This is a genomic window from Nostoc sp. 'Peltigera membranacea cyanobiont' 232 (assembly GCF_002245985.1).
GTDB lineage: Bacteria > Cyanobacteriota > Cyanobacteriia > Cyanobacteriales > Nostocaceae > Nostoc.
In genome coordinates this window covers 40,618-63,028 of record NZ_NOLK01000044.1, presented here as the reverse complement: position 1 = coordinate 63,028, position 22,411 = coordinate 40,618, and the positions used below count along the sequence as shown (strand labels likewise).

Genomic DNA, 22,411 nt, shown 5'->3' with positions numbered 1-22,411 from the left:
CTTTTTAAGGGGGGTTGGGGGGATATTCGAGAGACAAACACGTTAACCGAACCGTATTGATATTAGGAGTTATTTCCCTTAGCTAATAGTCTCCTTCCCCCTGTTTCTTCGTTGAACAAATCTAAATCTGTCACAGCACCAAGACTGCTAGAAGATACCAATTTGGCATATTTCGCCAACACGCCTTTAGTGTAACGCGGGGCTGGGGGTTTCCAATTGGCACGACGACGGGCTAATTCTTCTTCGGATATATTCAACTGCAAAAAACGAGCCGGTGCATCAATCGTAATACTATCGCCTTCTTCTACAAGAGCGATCGCACCACCAACTGCTGCTTCTGGAGCAACATGACCAACTACCATACCATAAGTGCCGCCAGAAAAGCGTCCATCGGTAATTAATCCGACTGCATCACCCAAACCAGCCCCGATAATTGCTGAGGTGGGAGCCAACATTTCTCGCATTCCAGGGCCACCCTTGGGCCCTTCGTAGCGGATAATCAAAATATCACCAGCTTGAATTTTACCCGCCAAAATTGCATCTAAAGAAGCTTCTTCCGATTCAAACACTCTTGCGGGGCCGGTAATTACTGGCTTTTTCACCCCGGTAATTTTAGCGACAGCCCCTTCTGTTGCCAAATTCCCTCTGAGGATGGCTAAGTGTCCTTGAGCATACATCGGGTTATTCCAAGTCCGAATCACATCTTGATTGGCAGATGGTTCTTCGGGGATGTCTGCTAATATCTCTGCAATGGTTTGACCACTGATTGTTAGGCTATCACCATGTAACAAGTCATGCACCAGTAGCATCTTCATGACTTGGGGAATACCACCAGCTTTGTGCAAATCTGTCGCGACATATTTACCACTTGGTTTTAAATCACACAAAACGGGAACACGGGCGCGGATTGTTTCAAAGTCATCCAGGGTTAACTCTACATTAGCGGCGCGGGCGATCGCTAAAAAATGCAATACTGCATTGGTCGAACCACCCACCGCCATAATTACAGAGATGGCATTCTCTATAGATTGGCGGGTGATAATTTGGCGGGGGAAGATTTGTTTGCGAATCGCTTCGACTAACACAAAGGCTGATTTTTCTGCGCTGTCGGCTTTTTCGGCATCTTCGGCTGCCATTGTCGAAGAATAGGGCAAACTCATTCCCATTGCTTCAAATGCTGAAGACATGGTGTTAGCTGTGAACATTCCCCCACAGGAACCAGCGCCAGGACAAGCGCGACTTTCAACTTCTAATAGTTCCTTGTCGTCAATTTTTCCAGCACTGTGTTGGCCAACTGCTTCAAAAGAACTGACAACAGTTAAATCGCGTCCGTTGTAATGACCGGGTTTAATTGTGCCACCGTAAACGAATATAGCAGGAATATTCATCCGAGCGATCGCTAACATTGCCCCTGGCATATTTTTATCACAACCGCCAATGGCTAGTACTCCATCCATACTTTGTCCGGTACAGGCGGTTTCTATGGAATCAGCGATGACTTCCCGCGACACGAGGGAATATTTCATCCCTTCGGTTCCCATCGAAATCCCGTCGCTGATGGTAATGGTGCCAAACATTTGCGGCATCGCCCCGGCGGTTTTAATCCCAGCCTCTGCTATGAGCGCCAGTTGATTTATCCCCATATTACAGGGAGTGATTGTACTGTAACCGTTGGCAATACCGACAATGGCTTTATTAAAATCTTCGTCTTTAAAACCAACTGCCCGCAGCATAGCCCGATTTGGCGATCGCTGCACGCCTTGTGTCACAACTTGGCTTCTCAAATTCTCCGACATCGTTACATCATCCTCTGATTTCCATGTATGAGTATCATAGATAGCAATTTTTGACATGTCCAATATATATTTATGAGTATTTGAGACTTATAAAATATCAAAACTATGGAACTGCGACACCTGCGCTACTTCATTGCTGTAGCTGAGGAACTCCACTTTAGTAAAGCCGCAGAGCGACTTCACATCGCTCAACCGCCCTTAAGCCAGCAAATTCAACAGCTAGAAGCATCCCTTGGAGTAGAACTTTTTCAACGCAAAACCAAACGACAGGTGCAGCTAACGGAAGCCGGACAAGTATTTTTGCAAGAAGCTTATCAATTGTTCGCTCAACTGTCCAAGGCAATCGATCTGACTCAACGGACAGGTAGGGGTGAGAAAGGAAAACTCCGAGTAGGTTTCACCACCTTGGTAACTTACGATTTGCTACCTGTGATTTTGCGACGGTTTCGAGAACAGTTTTCAGAGGTAGAGTTACTATTGCAAGAATTAACGACAACTCAGCAAGAACAAGCGCTATTCAATCGCCGCATCCATGTAGGTTTTGCCCATCCACCTTTGGAAGACAACACTTTCAATCAAGAATGTATTCAGCAGGAAGGACTAATTGTAGCTTTGCTAGAAACTCATTTCTTAGCCAGACAAGAAAATATTTCAGTGCGATCGCTCTTGAACGAAAATTTTATTATGTTCCCCCGCTATTTGGGGCCTGGACTTTACGATCAAATCCTGAGTCTTTGTCAGCAAGGGAATTTTAGCCCAAAAGTGACTCAAGAAGCAATCCAAATGCAGACAATTATCGGGCTAGTGTCAGCAGGAATGGGGATTGCGATCGTACCGTCTTCTTTGCAAAATCTTCAAAGGGCTGGTGTGGTTTATCGCGTTTTAGAAGAAAAAACACCATTAGTAGAAACGGCTGTAGTGTGGCGACAAGAGGATATGACACCTGTTTTACGGGAGTTTCTACAAATTGTGACAAGTGTCTGTGGTTAATTAGTCAGTTAAAAAGGCGATCGCCCAACGCTTAGGCGCGATTTGAGTTGCAAGCAACTGTTTTATAGAAGCATTGCGATCGTGTTTAATAACTAACTCTTGGATTCCTTGCAGTTTCCATCAGCACAGTATCCCGATTCATAAGTACTAGAACGCTTACCAAATATGGTGTAACGATTATCGCGGATTTGTTCGTAAAAGCGATCGCCTGCCCATTTCATCCCCGGTAAGGCTCGATAAGCATCTACAAATATACTTCCTACTGGCAATAACCGCCCAATTTCTTCTGCGGCGTTACTGCCTTGCCAACGTCTTTGAGGTTCATTGCCATCAATTAAAATTACTCCCTGTTCGCAATCTTGGGCTGTAATTCCCCACTTTAAAAGTGTCTGTTCATCTTGCATGGGAGCGTAGTGAAATAACTTTCCCTTGTCTAAGGTTTCTAGCAATTGCACTAAAGTAACGCAGAGATTACAATTTCCGTCGTAGATTACGTAGTAGTTCATGGAAATAAGAGCTTTTTGGCAATTGACTTGTCGGATCTGTCTAAACACAACTTTGGTATTCTAGCTTAGAAAACCGTAGCGATCGCTCTTGCCTCACTAAGGGATTTCCAAGTAAAAAAATATTCCGTCGCAGAGGGACAAGGGGGACAAGGGAGACAAGGAAGAAAGAAGTCTAGTTGAGTAGACAAATTGAATAATTTATTTTTTGGAGTTCCCTAATTCTGAAATGTTAAATTTTCTAACTACCTTCTCGTGCTAAATTATTAAAGCTTGGAGTTGGGAAACTCCGGTGAAATTCCGGGACTGTGCCGCAGCTGTGATGGGATCGCCCAAGTCAGAATGCCAACTTTCAAGATGTCATCAAGACACAATCACCGTCTACTCCCTGCGTCGCACGGGGAAGGAGTTCTAAATTTGCTTTCTAGATTTGCCACTTGTCCTGGCTTGTTTTATGCTACACCCGCCGCCGATGGGATATTATCTCGCATTAGAATACCAGGTGGAATTATTAGTACTCAGCAGTGCCATGCGATCGCAGACATAGCAGAGCAGTACGGTGGCGGCTATGTGGATGTGACTAATCGAGCTAACCTACAAGTCCGCGAGATCCGCACGGGGATAAATGCCGAGGTTTTGAAGCACTTACAGCTTATGGGATTGGGTTCTCACAATTCTGTTGTAGACCATATCCGTAATATTATGACCAGCCCAACTGCTGGTATCGACTCCCAAGAATTAATCGACACTCGCCCTTTTGTGGAAGATTGGGATAATTATATTGCCGCACATCCGGCGCTTTCAGGACTATCGGCAAAATTTAGCGTTTGCTTTGATGGTGGTGGAATAATTCGCGTGTGCGATCGCTTAAATGATATCCTATTTGCTGCTGTCTTAGTCAATGCTGATGTTTACTTTCGCCTTTATCTCAGTGTCGGCGCAAAGGGCCAACCGCCTAGCAATACGGGAATTTTGTTAACACCACAGCAATGTTTACCTGTCTTGGCAGCTTTGGCAGAGGTCTATCTAGCTCATACTAATACTACAAATAAGCGTCGGCTACGTCTCTTAGAGTTATTGAATACTTTGGGTTGTGAAAATTATCTCCAAGAAGTTCAGCAACGTTTACCTTTCCCGCTTTTGGACGGTGAAACGGGAAAATACCTAATCCCCCAACCCCTAAAGGAATTCTCTACTATTTTGCAAGGAGAGGGCAAGTATCAGCATATTGGTATCCATCCCCAACGTCAGCGAGGCTTATTTTATATTGGTATCGTATTACCTCTGGGACGATTGGAAAGTACACAGATGAAGGGTTTAGCAGATTTAGCAGCAAAATATGGTAGTGGCACTCTTCGGTTAACTCCCTGGCAAAATTTGCTGATTGCAGACATTCCTCAGCAATGGGTTGATGATGTCCAAAGTGAAATTACTTTTTTAGGATTAGATTTCTCTGCAACTAACATCAAGAGTGCATTAGTTGCCTGTTCTGGAAACAAGGGTTGTGCTTCTTCTGCCACAGACACTAAAAGTCATGCGTTGGCATTAGCTGAGTATCTGGAAACTCGCCTTACTCTGGATTGCCCAGTTAATATCCACTTCAGTGGCTGCGAAAAATCCTGCGCCCACCATAGCAAGAGTGATATTACTCTGCTCGGTGTCAACTTTGAGGCTGACGGTGGAATTGTAGAAGGCTATCACGTTTATGTTGGTGACAGCAAGCAGAAATTTGGACGGGAAATATATCAATATGTGACTTTTACCGAACTACCTGCATTAATAGAGCGGATGCTATATGTATATAAAATTCAACGCTTAAATCCCAATGAATCTTTTGGGGAATTTAGCAATCGATGTGCGATCGCTCAATTACAACTCTAATTCAATAAACACTTAGGCTCACTTCTCAAGTCAATCCAAAATCTAAAATCCCAAATCGAATGCCCGACTACATCCGAGATGCCAACGAAATTTACCGTAATTCTTTTGCAATCATCCGGTCAGAAGCGAATTTAGATGTACTGCCACCAGATGTAGCAAAAGTTGCCGTGCGTCTCATTCATGCCTGTGGGATGACGGATATTGTTACTGACTTGGGATATTCACCAACAGCAGTACAATCTGCAAGGGCAGCCTTAGCAGAGGGAGCGCCAATTCTATGCGATTGCCGGATGGTTGCCGATGGCGTTACCAGACGACGGTTATCTGCAAACAATCAAGTTATCTGTACCCTCAACGAGCCGGAAGTGCCAGAAATTGCTAAAAAGATGGGTACTACAAGGTCGGCAGCAGCTTTGGAATTATGGCGATCGCACCTGGAAGGATCGGTAATCGCAATTGGGAATGCGCCCACAGCACTATTTAGACTGTTAGAAATGCTTGATGAAGGAGCTACTAAACCTGCAATTATTTTAGGCTTCCCAGTTGGATTTGTCGGTGCAGCCGAATCGAAAGCAGCATTGGCGGCAGATAGCAGGAATGTACCATTTTTAACCTTACATGGTCGGCGCGGTGGAAGTGCGATCGCAGCAGCAGCAGTTAACGCCCTGGCAACGGAGGAAGAATGAATATGAAAACTAAAGGTCGTCTCTATGGAATTGGTGTTGGCCCAGGCGATCCAGAACTATTGACTTTGAAAGCGCTGCGGCTATTACGTGCGGCTCCTGTAGTAGCTTATCAATCAGCCACAGGTAAAGAGAGTATCGCTAGAGCGATCGTGGCGCAATATCTTCCTGGCAATCAAATCGAGGTGTTATTTCATCTCCCCCGCGCTTTGGAACCAGAAAAGGCCAAGTCTATTTACGATAAAGAAATTGAACCAATCGCCGAACATTTAGCAGCCGGTCGAGATGTGGTGGTGTTGTGCGAGGGCGATCCATTTTTCTATGGCTCGTTCATGTACCTGTTCACACGATTATCTGACCAGTACCAAACAGAAGTTGTCCCCGGAGTTTCCTCGCTGATGGCTTGTCCGGTAGCTTTGGGTGTACCTTTCACTTACTACACCGATATTCTCACAGTCTTACCCGCCCCATTGCCAGCAGAAGAACTAACTACACATTTGTTGATAACTGATGCAGCAGCAATTATGAAGCTAGGTCGTCACTTTACCAAAGTACGGGATATTCTGCATAAATTAGGGCTAGCATCACGAGCAAGATATATTGAGCGGGCATCAACGTCGCAGCAACGAATTATACCCCTGGATGAAGTCGATCCAGATAAAGTACCCTATTTCTCAATGATTGTAATCCCAACTAAGAATCGATTGTAAAATTTTCTGCCCCCCTGCTCCCTCATAGCCCTGCAAACCACTCATATCCTTGATCCTCCCAATAACCTTTAAGAGGTAACAAATTGCTGACAAATGTAATTTGAGTTACCCACTTGCTTTGTTTGTAGCCCAGTTTAACTGGGGATGCTAGACGCATAGGCGCACCATTATCAACTGATAAAGGTTGTCCATTCTTTTGATAAGCCATCAGGGTTTGCGGATGTACAGCAGAGGCAAGATCCCAACTTTCATAATAGCCATCAGCAGATTTAAAGTAGACATAACGGACATTTGACTTAGGCTGTACCAGCGCTACCAAGTCTCGCAATCGCACACCTCCCCATTGAACGATCGCAGCCCAGCCTTCAACACAGACATGGCGAATTACCATTGAAGTTAAGGGAAGTTTTTCAATATCCCCCATACTCAATTGCATCGGGTTGCTAACCTCGCCATCAATCTTTAGGCGAAACTGCGCCGGATCGATTTGTGGCGTGAAGTCAAAGGTATTAACCAGCAATTTGTCTGTTTCTATGGCACTTACAGCAAATTCTGGAACTGGTTTCTGACTTAACAGGAGTGCTTCTAGACGTTGGTTTAGCGGCTCAGATATTTGCCGCAGATTATCTGAGAACAAGTTTGTCCCACAGCCACCTAAAAGAAAGCCTACCCCTGAAAGTCCAGATACTTGGAGTAATCGACGACGGGATAGGGTGCGTTTGGGAAGAATCAGACTCATAAGACCTCTACAGGAACATAGACTTAACTAGACGGATGCTTCCTACCTTCAGGGCAAGTAAGGAATGAGCAATTGTAAACAGTATGACTGTAGGAACAGTAATAAAGTGAACAGTGCGGAGAGTTTGCCAACTACCAAACAGCCCCGAAAGCCAATGCAATTGGGCAGGTTTGTACATCGCCAGACCACTCAAGATTGCCAGCAGCAACACGGGAATGATAGCAGTATAAACTAGCCGATGCCATGCGTAATTTTTGCGCTTTGGGTTCTGGCTGACTTGCAATGCTTTTAAATCACCGCCATCGGCAAAGCGACGCTGCCAACGACGAGTTACAAAGATATAGATTCCATACCAAAGTAAGTTTAGTGAAAATAGCCACATAGCAGTAAAATGCCAGTTTCTGCCACCCCCAAGCCAACCCCCCAGCAACAAAAAGTCAGGAAAATGCCAACCTGCACGCCCGCCAAATACTGGGTTAGCATTATATATTTGCAATCCGCTACTAATCATCAAGATGAGACTGATGATATTAATCCAGTGAAAGGTCTTTGAGAGGAAAGTCTGACTTGGTGTTGAGCGGACTTTGCGTTTAGATGAAACCATGATAATTCGTAATTCGTAATTCGTAATTCGTAGTTAAAAGTGCATAGATAAGTCAGTTTTATCTTAAATAAAGATAATACGCATTTTTTATTTTCCATAACTAAAATTAGTTGCCCAGTTCTCCAATTACGAATTACGAATTATATCGGTTGAGTAGGAAAGAAGGGAGCCAACCAAAGTTGTATCTGAACATCCCAACCGAGAAGAATAGCAATTGCTGTCGCTGCGATCGCAACACCACCTACACGCTGCAACACTGCACTATGGCGGCGGACATTGAAGATGCGTTTGCTAAGTACTCGCCCACCGTAGGCGATCGCTAATAAAGGCAAACCTGCTCCGATTCCATAAACAACCAGCAGCCAAAATGCACCTGCGACTTGATGATTAACTGCCGCTAAGACTAAAATTCCTCCCAAAACTGGCCCAGCACAGGGAGTCCACAAAAGCCCCAACTGAGTCCCTAACCAGAATTCTCCCATAAGTCCAATTCGTGGGGGTTTCTTAGCCCAATTACCGACCGGAATATAAGTAAATATTCGGTAACTCCAGGTGGGGAAAATTGCGAGTAATCCTAAAAATAAAAGAAGTGCGATCGCGCCATTCCGTAATAAATTAGCCAAACCCGTAAACCAGGCTGATGTTACACCGATTAAACTACCTGCCAGTGCAAAACCAGCGATTAATCCCCCCACCAGCGCGACTGGGCCGTAAGTATGGGATTGGAGCGAGCGGCCTAATAGCACTGGTAAAATCGGTAAAACACAGGGTGAAAGGACATTCAAAACTCCCCCCAGTAAAGCGAGACTAATTGATAAAGTAGAAGTCGTCATAATTCCTTCTACCCCAATAGCTGGCGGATAGTTTGCTCTATTTTTTCGTATGCCCCTTCACCAATATGGTCATATTGTAGTAAACCCTGGCGATCGGCTAGAAATATATGGGGCCAATACTGATTTTCGTAGGCGTTCCAAGTTTTATATTCGTTATCCACTGGAACCGGATAAGTAATTTGGTGTTTTTGCAACGCCTTTTTTATATTGTTCGGATCTCGCTCAAAAGCAAACTCTGGTGTGTGGATACCAATCACCTTGAGTCCCTGCGCCTCATACTGCCGATGCCATTTAGTAATGTAGGGCAGGGTACGCTGACAGTTAATACAAGCAAAAGTCCAAAACTGGATCAGAATAACACTGCCTTTGAGATCGGCGATCGCTAAAGGAGTAGAATTAAGCCACTGACTGATACCCTGAAACTCTGGTAAACTCTTTCCTACGGGAGTTTTTACTGCAATACTTTCCGAGTCTTGCGTATTATTACTTATTGCCGGAGAGATAGAAGGGGCATTCACTTTTCTGAAGTTGGAAAGTGTTGTGGCTGCACCGATTCCGACAACCCCTAAGCCAATATAAAAAAGTAACTGACGACGGTGGAGCAGGTTGTGATTCATCAGAATTTCTCCTGTTGATGTCAAAGCGCCAAAGTATAGGGATTGGCTTAAGATTTTCCTGGTAAGCAGCCCCTAATCTTACAAGAAAAGTGAGATGCAAAGCTGTGGCTAGGGCTTGGTGGAAGCCGGGGATTGCTTCATAGCATCACCAGCTTTGTCTTTGCTCATCGCGTCACCAGCCTTATCTTTACCCATAGCATCTTTGCCCATCGCACCGCCAGCTTTATCTTTACTCATCGCGTCACCAGCCTTATCTTTACCCATTGCATCTTTGCCCATCGCACCGCCAGCTTTATCTTTACTCATCGCGTCACCAGCCTTATCTTTGCCCATCGCATCTTTACCCATCGCACCGCCAGCCTTATCTTTACCCATCGCATCTTTACCCATCGCATCGCCAGCTTTATCTTTGCTCATCGCAGGAGAGGCTTCAGGGGCAATTTGATTGTTGCTTGCAGGACTGCTAGAGCAAGCAGTGAGACTGGCGGTTAAACTTAAACCAGCAATTAAACAAAGTATTTTCCAGTTCATATTTTTTTTCGTCCTTTGGATAGTTCTTTTTGTATTGATTGACTCAGGGAAATTAAGCTATAGCACATTCTTAAAGGCTATTGAGGTAAAAAAGATGCCTTTTTTATAGAGGATTTCATCAAACTTTTGGTACTGACATTTGATTTATCCCCAACATCCAAAGTATCTCTATGAGGACTGAGAGCTTATTGAAACTAAGCCATGATTTTCATAAATTTATCCCTTGAGAAAATTCAGTTAATTCTCAGCATTTTCTCAGGTATTCATGGTAGTTCAAAGCAGAACCTAATTTAGGTATCTATTATCTCAGCAAAACCTCATGCTGAAGTCCATGAGCTATCTGAACTTTAGAACATGCAAAAATTGGTGCTTAAGACTTGATATAAAATATATACGGCAGCAAGCTACGCAAGCAAATTTTCTTTTGTAATATTTTGTTAGTGAAGAATATCTGCGCTTTAACGATCCTGATACTAATCTATGGTTAACAGAGAAACAAAGCGACTTTTAGAAAATTTTAGAAATCTATATAAATCTGACCATTATGCCAGCGCTAATTAGCGATTAGGGTGGGCAATGTTACCCACCCTCACACTCTAACCTGCTACAGCTTCAGCAGGGGCTGCCTGAACAGCAGTTATGGGTAGATAAACACTAACTTTTTTCCGGGTTTTGCCCTTTCTCTCAAACATTACAACACCATCGATTAAGGCAAACAGAGTGTCATCGCTACCAATACCGACATTGTTACCAGGGTGGAATTTAGTACCGCGCTGACGCACGAGAATGTTTCCTGCACGCACAACTTGACCGCCATAACGCTTGACACCCAAACGTTGAGCGTTAGAATCACGACCGTTACGTGTACTACCTGTTCCTTTCTTATGAGCCATGATTTCCTCTTTTGTATCTACTTCTTTTTATTATTCAGCAGCGACTTCAACTTCTTCGGCAGGAGTCTCATCTAAAACGGGGCTTTCCTTCTCCGCTTCTCCTTGGGCAACAAACACTTCACCGTTAAGGGTGATGGAGTCAATCATAAGTCTGGTAATTTCTTGACGATGCCCCCGTTTTTTGCGGGTTTTCTTTTTCGGCTTCATCTTGTATACCAAGACTTTACGACCTCTGTAATGTCGCATTACAGTCCCTTCTACAGTCGCACCTGTCACTAGTGGCTGTCCAATGCTGACTTCGCCATCGTGCTGCACGAGTAATACGGAGTCTATTGTAACTTTTTCATCTGGTTCGGTAGGAAGCAGTTCAATATCATAAAACCGCCCTGGCTCTACTCGTATTTGTTTGCCGCCAGTTTCAATAATTGCGTAGGTCATTAAATTGTCCTTGAGGTTGCCGTACAGGTAGCTGGTTTTTATCTCCTGTAGAGAGGCTTTTGCCAGCTTTTGTAATATGTCTACCTGATCCGAGCAGGAATTAGACAGACAATCTAATATTATATTTTATTCACAGGTGGTAAGTCAAGCTTTTATTTGCCAAAATTCGTGGTGGCGATCGCTTACCCAAAAACCAGAATCAATATTTATTAGTTAAATACTGCTTCCATCTTAGGGATGATTTCTACAAACTGGAAGAAATATTTTAGACTCAAACTTATAGTTTCTTGTCAATATCCACACATTTTTATTCTTTGTTTTAAAATGAAATTTACGCGCTTAATCTAATAGTTCTTTACAGAGTTAAGGGAATCGACAAAAATCAAATTCATACATTTAAACCCAATCTTCAAAACAGGAGATGGACTGTCATGACACAGCAAAATGCCACCCGACTTTTTCAAGCTGTAAAACAAGATCAAGCATTACAGCAAAGACTCAAGGCAACAGCCGATCCAAAAGCCTTCATCAAGATTGCCAAAGAGCGTGGCTATGACTTCACGGCTGATGAACTGGAAAATGAAATCAACAAGTTATCTGAAGAAGATTTAGCCGCCATCGTTAATCCAGGATGGGGAACTAGACGGCACCTTAATCCTAGATAATTCCTATTCTAAGAAACTGAAAGTATAGGAACAACTCAATTGATAAGTTTTGCTCCTCAAGGGGACACCGTTGGATCATCTCCTTGAGGAGCATTTCTATTAAACTCAGTAACTTTGCTTACTATCTTCTCACCCGCTTAACTCATGAGTTAGGATGGCTATATTTTAATCAGGTGATATGAAAAGAATAGAAGTTGAGCAAAGAACTATTTTAATTGGTTTAGCTGGTAGCCACGGCTATGGTTTAAATCGTCCTGATTCAGACTTTGATTATCGGGGAGTATTTATTGCACCTAAAAGATACTACTTGGGATTCGATCGCATCGAACAAAAAGATACTGGTTGGGATGAACCAGGAATATTTCCATTTGTTGATGGTAACAAAGACACAGTTATATATGAATTAAGAAAAATTCTCCAGTTATTAGCGGGTGCAAATCCCAATGTTTTAGAATTGCTCTGGTTAAATAACTATCCTTTTGTCAACGCAGTTGGACAGCATTTAATTAATCATAAGCAGCTATTTTTGAGCAAGAAGGTAAAACATACTTACACTGGTTATGCCTTCGCCCAAATTAAAAAGATGGAAACTCATCGCAAATGGTTATTAAAGCCGCCGCAAAAAAAACCAATTCCATCTGACTTCGCCATAGAAGACGAAGCACCCCTCAGTAAAGATGAGCTAAATGCTTTTCTGGAGTATCTTTATAACTTAATCAGAGGACGGATTGAGTTTTTAGAAGAAGCGGAGCAGTTATACCAATTGTTAACAGCAGATATTGATTTTAAAGGAGTCTTAAAACAATATACTTTACCCGATGAGACTTTAGAATATACTCAACATTTAACCAATAGCCGTAAAGATTTTATCCGTCTGCTTCAAAAAAGCCAAAGTTATCAAATAGCTTTAAGAGAATGGAAAGCTTACTTATCTTGGCAGGAAAATAGAAATCCGGCTAGGGCAGAAATGGAAAGACAGTCGGGTTTTGACCTAAAACATGGGATGCACTGCATTAGATTGTTACGCAGTGGAGTAGAAATCTTGCAGCAAGGTGAAGTGATTGTAGATAGAAGAATAGCTGGTGATGTTGATGATTTAAAAGCTATTTTAAAGGGTGAGTATTCTTATGAGCAGGTGATGAAAATGGCAGAAGATTTGGTTGCTGAAATGGAAGTTGTTTACGAACAGTCCGCCCTACCTCACAAACCTAATTTAGAGCAAATTAATGAGTTGTGTATGGAATTAGTAGAAATGCAAAATTGGTAAATAAAAAAGTGAAGCCTTGGGAATTATGAGTCTTTAATTCTGACATTTTATAACCTGAAAATTAGGAAAGGGAAAGTAATTCCCAATTCTCTCCCTTTCCTTAAAAGCTACTTCCTTTCTGGATGCGCTGCATCCTCTGGTGAAGGATTACCCATCTGATTAATTGTGGCAATCATCTGATACAATCGCCCCAAGTCCCGTTGATTGAAGTACAAAATGAGGCGGGGTAGTTCAGCAGTTTCATCTTGTGCTTCTTGAGGTAATGCCTGACTTTTTTCAATCCGTCCCTTAACAAGAATGTCACTAAAATCAGCATTGAGTTGCTTTACAAGAGCGTTTGATATATCTGTCTTCAGGCGAATAACTAACTGATTACTGACATAACGACAGGAGTGATAAACCTGGTAAAAACGAGTAATGGCATCATAAGCCACATCCAGGTTATCTGTCACCGTGTAAAGGCTGGGGTCTTCAGGACTGACAAGACCATTTTCCACTAATTGCCGATCAATATATTCGCTCCAAGAACGCCAGTAATCACCACCAGGGCGATCGATTAAAACCAGAGGTACTGGGCCAAATTTCCCATTCTGGGTTAATGTCATACATTCAAAAGCTTCGTCTTGAGTGCCAAACCCTCCCGGAAATAAGGCTACAGCATCACTTTCTTTGAGGAGAAACAGTTTGCGCGTAAAAAAATATTTGAAGTTAATTAGCTTGGGATCGCCCTCTATAAATGGGTTTGCTTCTTGTTCAAAGGGTAACTGAATGTTTAATCCAAAGGAATTTTCTCGCCCAGCCCCTTCGTGACCTGCTTGCATGATTCCACCGCCACCGCCGGTCATCACCATAAATCCTAATTGAGAAATAGTACGAGCAAACTCAAGGGCCATTTGGTACTCTGGTGTATCTGGTGCTAGACGAGCAGAACCGAAGATGGTGACTTTGCGAACGTGTCGGTAATCATAAAACAACTGGAAACCGCGTTCCATATCTGCTAATGCAGCCGACAAGATTTTCCAGTCAAGACGCTCAATCTCGGTATCAGCTAGACGAATAATAGTGGCAAGTGCTTGCTGAATAAGTTGCCGATTTTTTAATGTCGGTAAACGAGCGATCAATTCAGCGATATCCGCCTGTAAAGACTCTAATGTGTCAAATGACGCAGATGAAGTCATGAGAACTGCTGCAACAATGGCATTATATTCTACGTGAATGAATCACACTCTAGCAAGCGGGATATAGCCCTGTGATGTAGAGTTAGAACTCTCCGAACTTAGCGCTTTAACCTCTTGTCTCTGTGTTCTCTGTGTCTGGAGTGGTTTGTTTATTTGGATATTTGATAAGCTTTAACAAAATAACAGTTAAAAAATCTAACAATTTTAGTAAACATACTCACTACATTTGCCACCCTTGTATTTTTAGGTAAATGTAGTTTTTTAGGTATTTGTAAAGTGTCGGGGAGTCTAGCAGATGAAGATATTGGTACTGAGTTGGGAGTTTCCGCCCAGGATTGTTGGGGGAATTGCACGGCATGTAGCGGAGTTGTACCCAGAACTGGTAAAGCTGGGGCATGAAATCCACCTGATTACGGCCGAGTTTGGTCAGGCATCAATGTATGAGGTGGTTGAGGGAGTAAAGGTACATCGCGTGCCTGTGGCGTATAGTAACGACTTTTTCCACTGGGTAGTCAATCTCAACCTGAGTATGGGACATCACGGTGGTAAGTTGATTTTGGAAGAAGGGCCGTTTGATTTAATTCATGCCCATGATTGGTTAGTAGGAGATGCAGCGATCGCACTCAAGCATAGTTTTAAAATACCACTAGTTGCCACAATTCATGCTACAGAATACGGACGCTATAACGGTATTCACACAGACATCCAAGGCTATATAAATGGCAAAGAAAACTTGCTGGCTTTCAACGCCTGGCGGATTATCGTTTGTAGTGATTATATGCGCCAAGAAGTAGAACGAGCATTACACAGTCCTTGGGACAAAATCGATGTCATTTATAACGGTATCCGAGCCGAAAAGAAGCAGCATCACATAGATTTTCATGCGCTGGATTTTCGCCGCCAATTTGCCACAGACAATGAGAAAATCGTTTATTACCTTGGTCGCATGACTTACGAAAAGGGTGTACCGATATTACTCAATGCTGCACCCAAGATCCTTTCAGAAATGGGAGGTAATGTTAAATTTGTCATCGTCGGTGGCGGCAATACTGACCATCTCAAGCGCCAAGCCTGGGATTTAGGAATTTGGCATCATTGCTATTTTACCGGTTTTCTCTCTGATGATTACTTAGATAAATTCCAAACTGTTGCTGATTGTGCTGTGTTTCCCAGCCTTTACGAACCCTTTGGGATTGTCGCTTTAGAAAGCTTTGCCTCCCGTGTTCCTGTAGTGGTTTCTGATACTGGTGGTTTTCCTGAAGTGGTGCAACATACCAAAACAGGTATTGTGACTTGGGTGAACAATCCCGATTCTTTAGCTTGGGGAATTTTGGAAGTTTTGAAAAATCCAGGTTATCGGCAATGGCTGGTAGATAACGCTTATAAGGATTTAGAGCGCCGCTTTAGCTGGCCGAAATTAGCTAGGCAAACTGAAGAAGTATATCAGCTAGTTGTCCAGGAGCGATCGCAAATTGCCTGGTAATCAATCAAGTATACTGTTCTATATATGACATCAGGGACAGCTTCATTTAGCTGTCCTTGACAAGTGGATAAATGTAAACTTTGTTTAAAGTTGCATAAAATCTTAATCAACTTTTGATAAATCCACAATAGGCACTGCTGTAATTTCTTCAGCAGGGCAAATTTAATCTGGTTTTGGCGTTGCTTAATAGCAGTATGTATCAATCCAAATAATAGAGACGGGATAGTTCACACCTCTACAAAGGTTTTGAAATCAAACTGAATCAGCAACGCCAAACTTTCCTATTCAGTCATCTCCTAGAGAGAAATCTAATTTATGGCGATCTCAACCGAACTAAGTGTTAACTCAGGTACGTCTGCGATCAAAGCCTCTACCCGTACTGGAATGGGGGCTATTCCCTACAAAGGAGGAACAGCCTTTCGGGTTTGGGCGCCATTTGCTTCAGCAGTTTATGTGGTTGGAGATTTTAATAACTGGTCTACAACTGCAAATCTCCTCGCCTCTGAAAATAATGGATACTGGTCTGTGGATGTTCCTAAAGCTGAAGAAGGTCAAAAGTACCGCTATGTGATTAAAGGTGGTTTCATTCCTGCTGATTCTGTATGGTGGCGTACCGATCCTTACTGCAAACATGTCCTCAATAATGACGGCGCGGATGGTGTAATTGTCACCGATAAGTTTGACTGGGGAAGCGATACCTTCAATATGCCATCGTGGAATGAATTGGTGATTTATGAGTTGCATGTAGCTTCTTTTAATAGAACCGAGAAAAAGCCCGGAGATTTCAGTTCAATTATCGAGAAACTAGGCATCTTAAAAGACTTAGGCATTAATGCTATTGAACTGATGCCGATTTTTGGTTTCCCAGGAGAATACTCTCTAGGCTATAACCCTGCTTTCCCCTTTGATATAGAAAGTAATTATGGCGATCCTAGTCAATTTAAAAACTTTGTCAAAGAAGCCCATAAAGTTGGCATAGCCGTCATTCTCGATGTAGTTTATAACCATTTTGGTAGTGGAGAACTAGATTATTCTCTACGGCAGTTTGATGGTTGGAATCAAAATAATGAGGATGGAATCTATTTCTATAACGACAGACGAGTAGAAAGTGGTTTTGGCCCTCGCCCAGACTATGGTCGGGGTGAAGTGCGGCAATATATCCGTGATAATGCTCTGATGTGGCTGGAAGAATATCATATAGATGGTTTACGGTTTGATTCCACTGTGAACATTCGTAATATTTACGGCAAAAACAACGAGCCTGCAAATGATATTCCAGAAGGCTGGAATTTGATGCAACGGATCAACAATGAAATAAATAGCAAGATGCCGTGGAAGATTACCATTGCCGAAGACTTGCAAAATAACGAATGGATTAACCGTAGTACAGGAGCCGGGGGAGCAGGATTTGATTCTCAGTGGGGTAGTTTCTTTTATTATTCAATTTTGGAAGCGGTGGTGGCTCCAAGTGATAGCGCCCGTAATATGTACAGCGTTCGGGACGCAATTTTGCAAAGGTTTGAAACTGATGCTTGGAAGCGAGTTATCTACAGCGAAAACCATGACGAAGTAGCGGATCTTAACCACAAAGTTCGCCTCCCAGAAGCAATTTGGCGTGGTAATGCAGATAGCTGGTTTGCCCGCAAACGCTCTACCTTAGCAGCATCTCTCGTGTTTACATCTCCTGGAATTCCGATGATTTTTCAAGGTCAGGAATTTCTGGAATGGGGAAGTTGGAAAGACTCTGGCACTTTAGATTGGAGCAAAAAAGATAGATTTTGTGGTATTTGGGATCTTTATCAGTCGTTAATTCGTTTACGCCGTAACTGGAATAACAATACCAGAGGTTTGCAGGGACAGCATGTAAATGTACATCATGTCAACAATAACGACAAAGTTATTGCCTTTCATCGTTGGGACAACGGCGGGGCAGGGGATGATGTAGTTGTTGTTGTGAATATGGGCGATCGCTCCTACGATAGCTATAGTCTGGGCTTTCCTCGTGGCGGAACTTGGAAGATAAGATTTAACAGCGACTGGAACGGCTACAGCCCAGATTTTGGCAACCATCTTGGTTATGATACCTTTGCCGATCGCAATGACTCTGATGGAATGCCCTTCCGTGCCAATGTTGGCATTGGCCCTTATAGCGTCTTGATTCTCTCTCAATAACAAGACTTACACAAAACTACATGCGCTCTGGGCAATTCTTAAACAATTCGTAATTCATAATTTGTAATTACGAATTACGAATTACGAATTACGAACTATGATGAATTGCCCCTACTTGAGAATAGGGGTTCTGGCTAAAGTTTTGCGTAAGTTCTGTGAGGAATACAGTCATGAAAGCGATCGTCATGCATGAAAGAGGGGATGCAGAAGTCCTACACTACGAAACCTTTCCAACACCGAAACCGATCGCTAATGAGGTTTTAGTCAAGGTTCATGCTGCTACGGTAAATCACACAGATATATTTCACCGCTCAGGAAGGTTTTTTATTCAAAAAAATTTGCCCCATATTTTGGGTATGGATGTAGCAGGGGAAATCGTAGAATTGGGTGCAGGGGTAAAAGATTGGCAAATAGGCGATCGCATAGTTGCTACTTTTGAAGCCTTGGGAAGAGAAAGAAATGGTGCTTATGCCGAATATACCACCCTCCCAATCAACCAACTCCACCGTATTCCCAATGGACTGAGTTACATTGACGCTGCCAGCATTGGTTTAGCTTTCACAACTGCTTGGATTGCCCTATTTTATAACGGTGTGCTAAAACAGGCAGAGCGAATTGTGATTCATGCAGCATCTAGTGGAGTGGGAACCTCTGCAATTCAAATTGCGCGTTGGCAGAATGCTCAAGCGATCGCCATCAGTGACAAAAACAAGGCAGAGCGATTACACCAACTAGGAGCCGATTTTGTCCTCGATCGCCACTCTCCTGATTTAGTAGAGCAGGTGATGGAGATAACCGAGGGACAAGGCGCTACTCTTGTGCTGGACTTAGTAGGACGGACAACATTGCGATCGTCTATTAGTATGCTGGCAAACAAAGGACGGATTGTTTGTGCTGGGACTCTCAGTGGTGATGTGGCAGAAATTAATGTCATGGATCTACTGATGAAAAACGCCAGCATTCAAGGTTCATTTGATCTGATTCAACCGCAAGATTTCGACCAAATTTTGCAACACTTCGCCGACGGAATATTTCAACCTGTGATTGACTCCGTTTTGCTCCTACAAGAAGCAAGTGCTGCCCACAAGCGAATTGAGGACAAACAGGCATTTGGTAAAATTATCCTCGTGCCTGATGCCAAATATTACGGTTGAAGAAGAATCCAGAAATCAGAATCAAGACCAGCAAATCTATCATTTGCTGGGGGTCTTAAACCCATTTATTCAAACATTTACAGACTTGCTATCCGTCAGCCATACAGAATACATTTTTCATTCTGACTTCTGAATTCTGTTTTGATAAAACTTAATAATTTTTTCGGAAATTGTTAGTCAATTTTCCGGAAAGATTAAAGTTATTATTGTTTCCATAAACACAACTATTTGTGTAGTCCAGCAAAGCAAATTTGGATTAATTACCAAATGCTAACTGCTGCTATTTGTTGTGAATTAATTTGGTCGATATTTATCTACCAGGAGAAAAATTAATGGCTATTGAAATCTTGCAAACAGATGACCAATACGTACTAAACCACTGCACTAAATTTCTTGCCAGAGATAATACAGACCCTCGCCATAACTTTGGACAATTGAGTGATGACGATCCGCGATCTCGTATTTCTGAAGCTTGGCGATTTCCGATTATCGATAGTTACAGCGATGGTAGTGATTTTGTCAAAAGTTATTCTTCTAATGTAGTGACTTTCGTATATCAGCAACCAGGAGCCACGCCACCAAAAAATGTTGCTGTGATTGGAACCTTTGCCAACCTTTATGAGCCAATTCCACTCAAGTCTGTCAACTTTGTTGGCGAACCTACAGGATATTATGCTTTATCGATTATCGTACCGAAAGGACAATTTCACACCTACAAATTTATCGTCGATGGGCAAGCAATAATAGACCCAGTAAATCCTCAGCGTACCCAGCTTGACAACGGTCAATTATGGTCGCGATTTTTTACCCAATTATGTACTGAGCCATTGAACTTTGAAGATTGGGAATTTGACATTGTAGCTCGATTAGTAGATCATATTTTACCTTTCCGAACTAAGGAAGGGGAAAACTTTTTGAACCGTTATTACAATTTTTTGGGTAAACAAGATAAACAGGTGCAATACGCCTATGCTTATCGTCTAGATGAATCAGTAGGAGCAGCAAACTTTATTGACAACATTTTAGCTAGGGAAGAGAATCATCATTTAATTGATTACAAAATTTGCTTAGGTCAAATTAGCCGGATATTACGGCAGCGCAATCCCTACGTTGAGCCAAAAGATGTCTCTAAAGAGTTGTACATCGACCTGTATAACGAAATGGCTACAAACAAAGTTAACGGTTGGAATTATCAGCAATATCAAGAACCCCTTTTCTTCCTGCAATTACTGCGCCGCCACACATTTACAGGTGCATTTTCTCATCCTAAATATGGTGGAAATGTGGGAGGAACAGGTTGGGCTTATCTATCAGAAAGGTATACAGATAAGAGCGGCAAAACCTTATTTGATTGGCGCAGAGCGATAGAAGCACCCCTTGGACTTAACAGCGATTATCGAGGCTAATTGATTTTCCCAGGAGAAGATATATGCAAACAGAATTTGATGTAGTGATTATTGGTAGTGGCGCTGGAGGTTCCCCCATTGCCTACACTTTAGTGAAGGCTGGGAAATCAGTGCTGATTCTGGAAAAAGGCCCACTATTTCGACCCCAGTATCAGAATCCTCAAGGGTTAAGTGACTTTAAGCGCGATGAATTGTTTGCTGATGGCCCAGAAAAGCGTATCCGCGTTCCTGGAGTTGCTAATCAGAACGAAGCCTTTTATTCTAGCCACGTTGAACCAGATATTAACGACGAGCCGCATATCTACCGCGATCCCAATGGACAAGACCGAGCCACAATTGAAGGTTATACGGCTCAAGTAGTAGGCGGGGGTACTCAACTTTATGGTGGCGTTTCCCTGCGGTTCACACCCACCGATTTACGGCTCCAAAGCTTTAATGCTGGACGTAAAGACTTAAAGAATGACCCGAATGGGGATGTGCAAAGAGAAGCGCGTGATTGGCCTGTGAGTTACGACGAGCTAGAACCGTACTATGTGAAAGCCGAATATCTTGTAGGTCTTAACGGTACAGCAGACAATCAACTCAAGCCTTTTAGTAAAGATAGCTATCAACCGCCCCTAGAACCTAACCCAATTAGCAACTATGCGAAATTTGGTATGGACAAGGTAGGCGAACAATTGGGTAAAGGTCAGCCGATTAAGCCCTACCGCACACCGCTAGCGGTGATTACCCGCGATCATCAACCTAGTGGACGCAAAGTTCCCAAAGATCCCGAAACCATCAAAACCAGTTATGTGAACCGCTTTGGCTGTCCTCTAGGTGTGAAATCAAGTACTTGGGTATCTTTACTTAGCCCGATCGCTAACCAACCAAATTTTGAAATTCGCACAAACTGCGTAGTCACCCATCTCGAAAGTGAGGGATCGAAAGTTAGCCGAGTCGTGTACCGCGATCCGAGCGGCAAAACCCGGTTTGCTCAAGGAAAGTTGGTAATCGTCGCTTGTTCTGCCATTGAATCGATTCGGTTGCTGAAGCTGTCAGGACAGCTGAGTTCCGAATTCAATCAACGCATCAACCAAAATGATTTATTAGGTAAATACTTCCTTACCCACTGTTTTGGAGGTGCTAGCGCCCTGATGCCCACTCGCAGCGATAAAACCTTAGCTCTTGATGCTGATTGGGCAACCGATGTTTGCGCCACTGACGACTTTCTCAAAAGCAGAGGACTTTGGGCAGGTGGGGCAATCTACAACAATACTTCCGATCAAGCCTTGCCTATTTCTCTCGGACGTACCCACGGTAGTCGTGATTTAGACACACTTTGGAAAGGCTTCATCGAAGACACTAGTTTAGCGGCTCAAGGGTTGACGGACTTTTTGGACAACAACATGGGTAGGGGTTTATCCGTCAGCTTTATGGCCAATCAAGTACCCCTGAAGACCAATCGAATTGAACTCCATCCCACAATTAAAGATAAGTGGGGTCGTCCTGTGGCTCACATCATCAAAGAATGGCACAGCCACGATAGATATCTCATGGACACCTTGGCGGAAATGTGCGGCCAGGTTTTGAAGTTGGGTGGTAATTCAATTCCAGGCGAATTCAAATTTGAATTTCAAGGTCAAGGTGGCGTGTACCTGGCAGAAAACGCCTTAGCACGGATTGCTAACCATATTCTTGGCGGAGCTAGGTTTGGTACTGACCGCAAAGACTCGGTGCTAGACCGCAATTGCAAAGTTTGGGACTTTGATAACCTCTACGTCACCGATGGCTCATTTATGCCGACATCGGGAGGCGCAAACCCCACGTTGACAATTCAGGCCAATTCTTTTCGGGTAGCTGACGAATTACTTAAGAGGCTTTAACTT

General features: G+C 43.1%; 21 protein-coding genes and 1 riboswitch. Of the genes, 11 read left to right on the top strand and 10 right to left on the bottom strand.

The window, feature by feature from the left end; translation table 11 throughout:
• Nucleotides 1-62: 62 nt before the first annotated feature.
• A complete protein-coding gene (ilvD, locus tag CDG79_RS16850) occupies nt 63-1,796 on the bottom strand; it encodes a dihydroxy-acid dehydratase (protein ID WP_094343140.1) in 1,734 nt (577 codons plus the stop codon).
• Between the two features lie 105 nt (nt 1,797-1,901).
• Between ilvD and CDG79_RS16845 the strand changes: the two genes are divergently transcribed.
• The gene (locus CDG79_RS16845; protein ID WP_094343137.1) at nt 1,902-2,786 is read left to right on the top strand and encodes a LysR family transcriptional regulator; all 885 of its coding nucleotides are present in this window, start codon (nt 1,902-1,904) and stop codon (nt 2,784-2,786) included.
• Between the two features lie 92 nt (nt 2,787-2,878).
• Here CDG79_RS16845 and CDG79_RS16840 read toward each other — a convergent pair whose 3' ends face one another.
• On the bottom strand, nt 2,879-3,292 hold the full coding sequence (locus CDG79_RS16840) for a thiol-disulfide oxidoreductase DCC family protein (protein ID WP_094343136.1): 414 nt from the start codon (nt 3,290-3,292) through the stop codon (nt 2,879-2,881).
• Between the two features lie 262 nt (nt 3,293-3,554).
• Nucleotides 3,555-3,645, top strand: a riboswitch (adenosylcobalamin-variant (AdoCbl-variant) riboswitch).
• Between the two features lie 61 nt (nt 3,646-3,706).
• Between CDG79_RS16840 and cobG the strand changes: the two genes are divergently transcribed.
• Genes cobG through CDG79_RS16825 form a run of 3 tightly spaced genes read left to right on the top strand, consistent with a single transcriptional unit; the run spans nt 3,707 to nt 6,563 of the window.
• Nucleotides 3,707-5,170 carry a precorrin-3B synthase gene (gene cobG, locus CDG79_RS16835; protein ID WP_223278186.1) on the top strand — a complete coding sequence of 488 codons (1,464 nt, stop codon included), beginning with the start codon at nt 3,707-3,709 and terminating at the stop codon, nt 5,168-5,170.
• Nucleotides 5,171-5,229: 59 nt separating this feature from the next.
• Complete coding sequence (locus CDG79_RS16830) at nt 5,230-5,856, top strand: precorrin-8X methylmutase (protein ID WP_094329569.1); 627 nt, start codon at nt 5,230-5,232, stop codon at nt 5,854-5,856.
• Between the two features lie 2 nt (nt 5,857-5,858).
• Nucleotides 5,859-6,563 (top strand): precorrin-2 C(20)-methyltransferase, encoded by a 705-nt coding sequence (locus CDG79_RS16825; RefSeq protein WP_094343134.1) that lies wholly within the window; start codon nt 5,859-5,861, stop codon nt 6,561-6,563.
• A 22-nt stretch (nt 6,564-6,585) separates the two neighbouring features.
• Here the strand turns inward: CDG79_RS16825 and CDG79_RS16820 are convergent, their stop codons facing one another.
• From CDG79_RS16820 to rplU, 7 genes are all read right to left on the bottom strand, one after another.
• Nucleotides 6,586-7,302, bottom strand: coding sequence for a molybdopterin-dependent oxidoreductase (locus CDG79_RS16820; RefSeq protein WP_094343133.1), 717 nt, complete (start codon nt 7,300-7,302; stop codon nt 6,586-6,588).
• A 7-nt stretch (nt 7,303-7,309) separates the two neighbouring features.
• The gene (locus CDG79_RS16815; RefSeq protein WP_094343132.1) at nt 7,310-7,906 is read right to left on the bottom strand and encodes a cytochrome b/b6 domain-containing protein; all 597 of its coding nucleotides are present in this window, start codon (nt 7,904-7,906) and stop codon (nt 7,310-7,312) included.
• Nucleotides 7,907-8,046: 140 nt separating this feature from the next.
• Nucleotides 8,047-8,739 carry a cytochrome c biogenesis CcdA family protein gene (locus tag CDG79_RS16810; RefSeq protein ID WP_094343131.1) on the bottom strand — a complete coding sequence of 231 codons (693 nt, stop codon included), beginning with the start codon at nt 8,737-8,739 and terminating at the stop codon, nt 8,047-8,049.
• 8 nt (nt 8,740-8,747) lie between these two features.
• Nucleotides 8,748-9,356 (bottom strand): thioredoxin family protein, encoded by a 609-nt coding sequence (locus tag CDG79_RS16805; protein WP_094343130.1) that lies wholly within the window; start codon nt 9,354-9,356, stop codon nt 8,748-8,750.
• Nucleotides 9,357-9,464: 108 nt separating this feature from the next.
• Nucleotides 9,465-9,887, bottom strand: coding sequence for a hypothetical protein (locus tag CDG79_RS16800; RefSeq protein WP_094343129.1), 423 nt, complete (start codon nt 9,885-9,887; stop codon nt 9,465-9,467).
• A 596-nt stretch (nt 9,888-10,483) separates the two neighbouring features.
• Nucleotides 10,484-10,780: a 50S ribosomal protein L27 gene (gene rpmA, locus CDG79_RS16795; protein WP_094329576.1), complete on the bottom strand. Its 297-nt coding sequence runs from the start codon at nt 10,778-10,780 to the stop codon at nt 10,484-10,486.
• A gap of 30 nt (nt 10,781-10,810) precedes the next feature.
• Nucleotides 10,811-11,218 carry a 50S ribosomal protein L21 gene (gene rplU, locus CDG79_RS16790; RefSeq protein WP_094343128.1) on the bottom strand — a complete coding sequence of 136 codons (408 nt, stop codon included), beginning with the start codon at nt 11,216-11,218 and terminating at the stop codon, nt 10,811-10,813.
• Nucleotides 11,219-11,649: 431 nt separating this feature from the next.
• Here rplU and CDG79_RS16785 point away from each other — a divergent pair, with 431 nt between their 5' ends.
• On the top strand, nt 11,650-11,883 hold the full coding sequence (locus CDG79_RS16785) for a Nif11-like leader peptide family natural product precursor (RefSeq protein ID WP_094343127.1): 234 nt from the start codon (nt 11,650-11,652) through the stop codon (nt 11,881-11,883).
• Between the two features lie 178 nt (nt 11,884-12,061).
• The gene (locus tag CDG79_RS16780) at nt 12,062-13,150 is read left to right on the top strand and encodes a nucleotidyltransferase domain-containing protein (protein ID WP_094343126.1); all 1,089 of its coding nucleotides are present in this window, start codon (nt 12,062-12,064) and stop codon (nt 13,148-13,150) included.
• A 107-nt stretch (nt 13,151-13,257) separates the two neighbouring features.
• On the opposite strand, the gene CDG79_RS16775 is transcribed toward CDG79_RS16780, so the two are convergent.
• A complete protein-coding gene (locus tag CDG79_RS16775) occupies nt 13,258-14,328 on the bottom strand; it encodes an LOG family protein (RefSeq protein ID WP_094343125.1) in 1,071 nt (356 codons plus the stop codon).
• A gap of 295 nt (nt 14,329-14,623) precedes the next feature.
• Between CDG79_RS16775 and CDG79_RS16770 the strand changes: the two genes are divergently transcribed.
• From CDG79_RS16770 to CDG79_RS16750, 5 genes are all read left to right on the top strand, one after another.
• Nucleotides 14,624-15,811: a glycosyltransferase family 4 protein gene (locus CDG79_RS16770; RefSeq protein ID WP_094343124.1), complete on the top strand. Its 1,188-nt coding sequence runs from the start codon at nt 14,624-14,626 to the stop codon at nt 15,809-15,811.
• 315 nt (nt 15,812-16,126) lie between these two features.
• A complete protein-coding gene (locus CDG79_RS16765) occupies nt 16,127-17,983 on the top strand; it encodes an alpha-amylase family glycosyl hydrolase (RefSeq protein ID WP_094343123.1) in 1,857 nt (618 codons plus the stop codon).
• A 170-nt stretch (nt 17,984-18,153) separates the two neighbouring features.
• On the top strand, nt 18,154-19,137 hold the full coding sequence (locus CDG79_RS16760; protein ID WP_094343122.1) for a quinone oxidoreductase family protein: 984 nt from the start codon (nt 18,154-18,156) through the stop codon (nt 19,135-19,137).
• 332 nt (nt 19,138-19,469) lie between these two features.
• Complete coding sequence (locus tag CDG79_RS16755; RefSeq protein ID WP_094343121.1) at nt 19,470-20,543, top strand: gluconate 2-dehydrogenase subunit 3 family protein; 1,074 nt, start codon at nt 19,470-19,472, stop codon at nt 20,541-20,543.
• A 23-nt stretch (nt 20,544-20,566) separates the two neighbouring features.
• Complete coding sequence (locus CDG79_RS16750; protein WP_094343120.1) at nt 20,567-22,408, top strand: GMC family oxidoreductase; 1,842 nt, start codon at nt 20,567-20,569, stop codon at nt 22,406-22,408.
• Nucleotides 22,409-22,411: the final 3 nt, after the last annotated feature.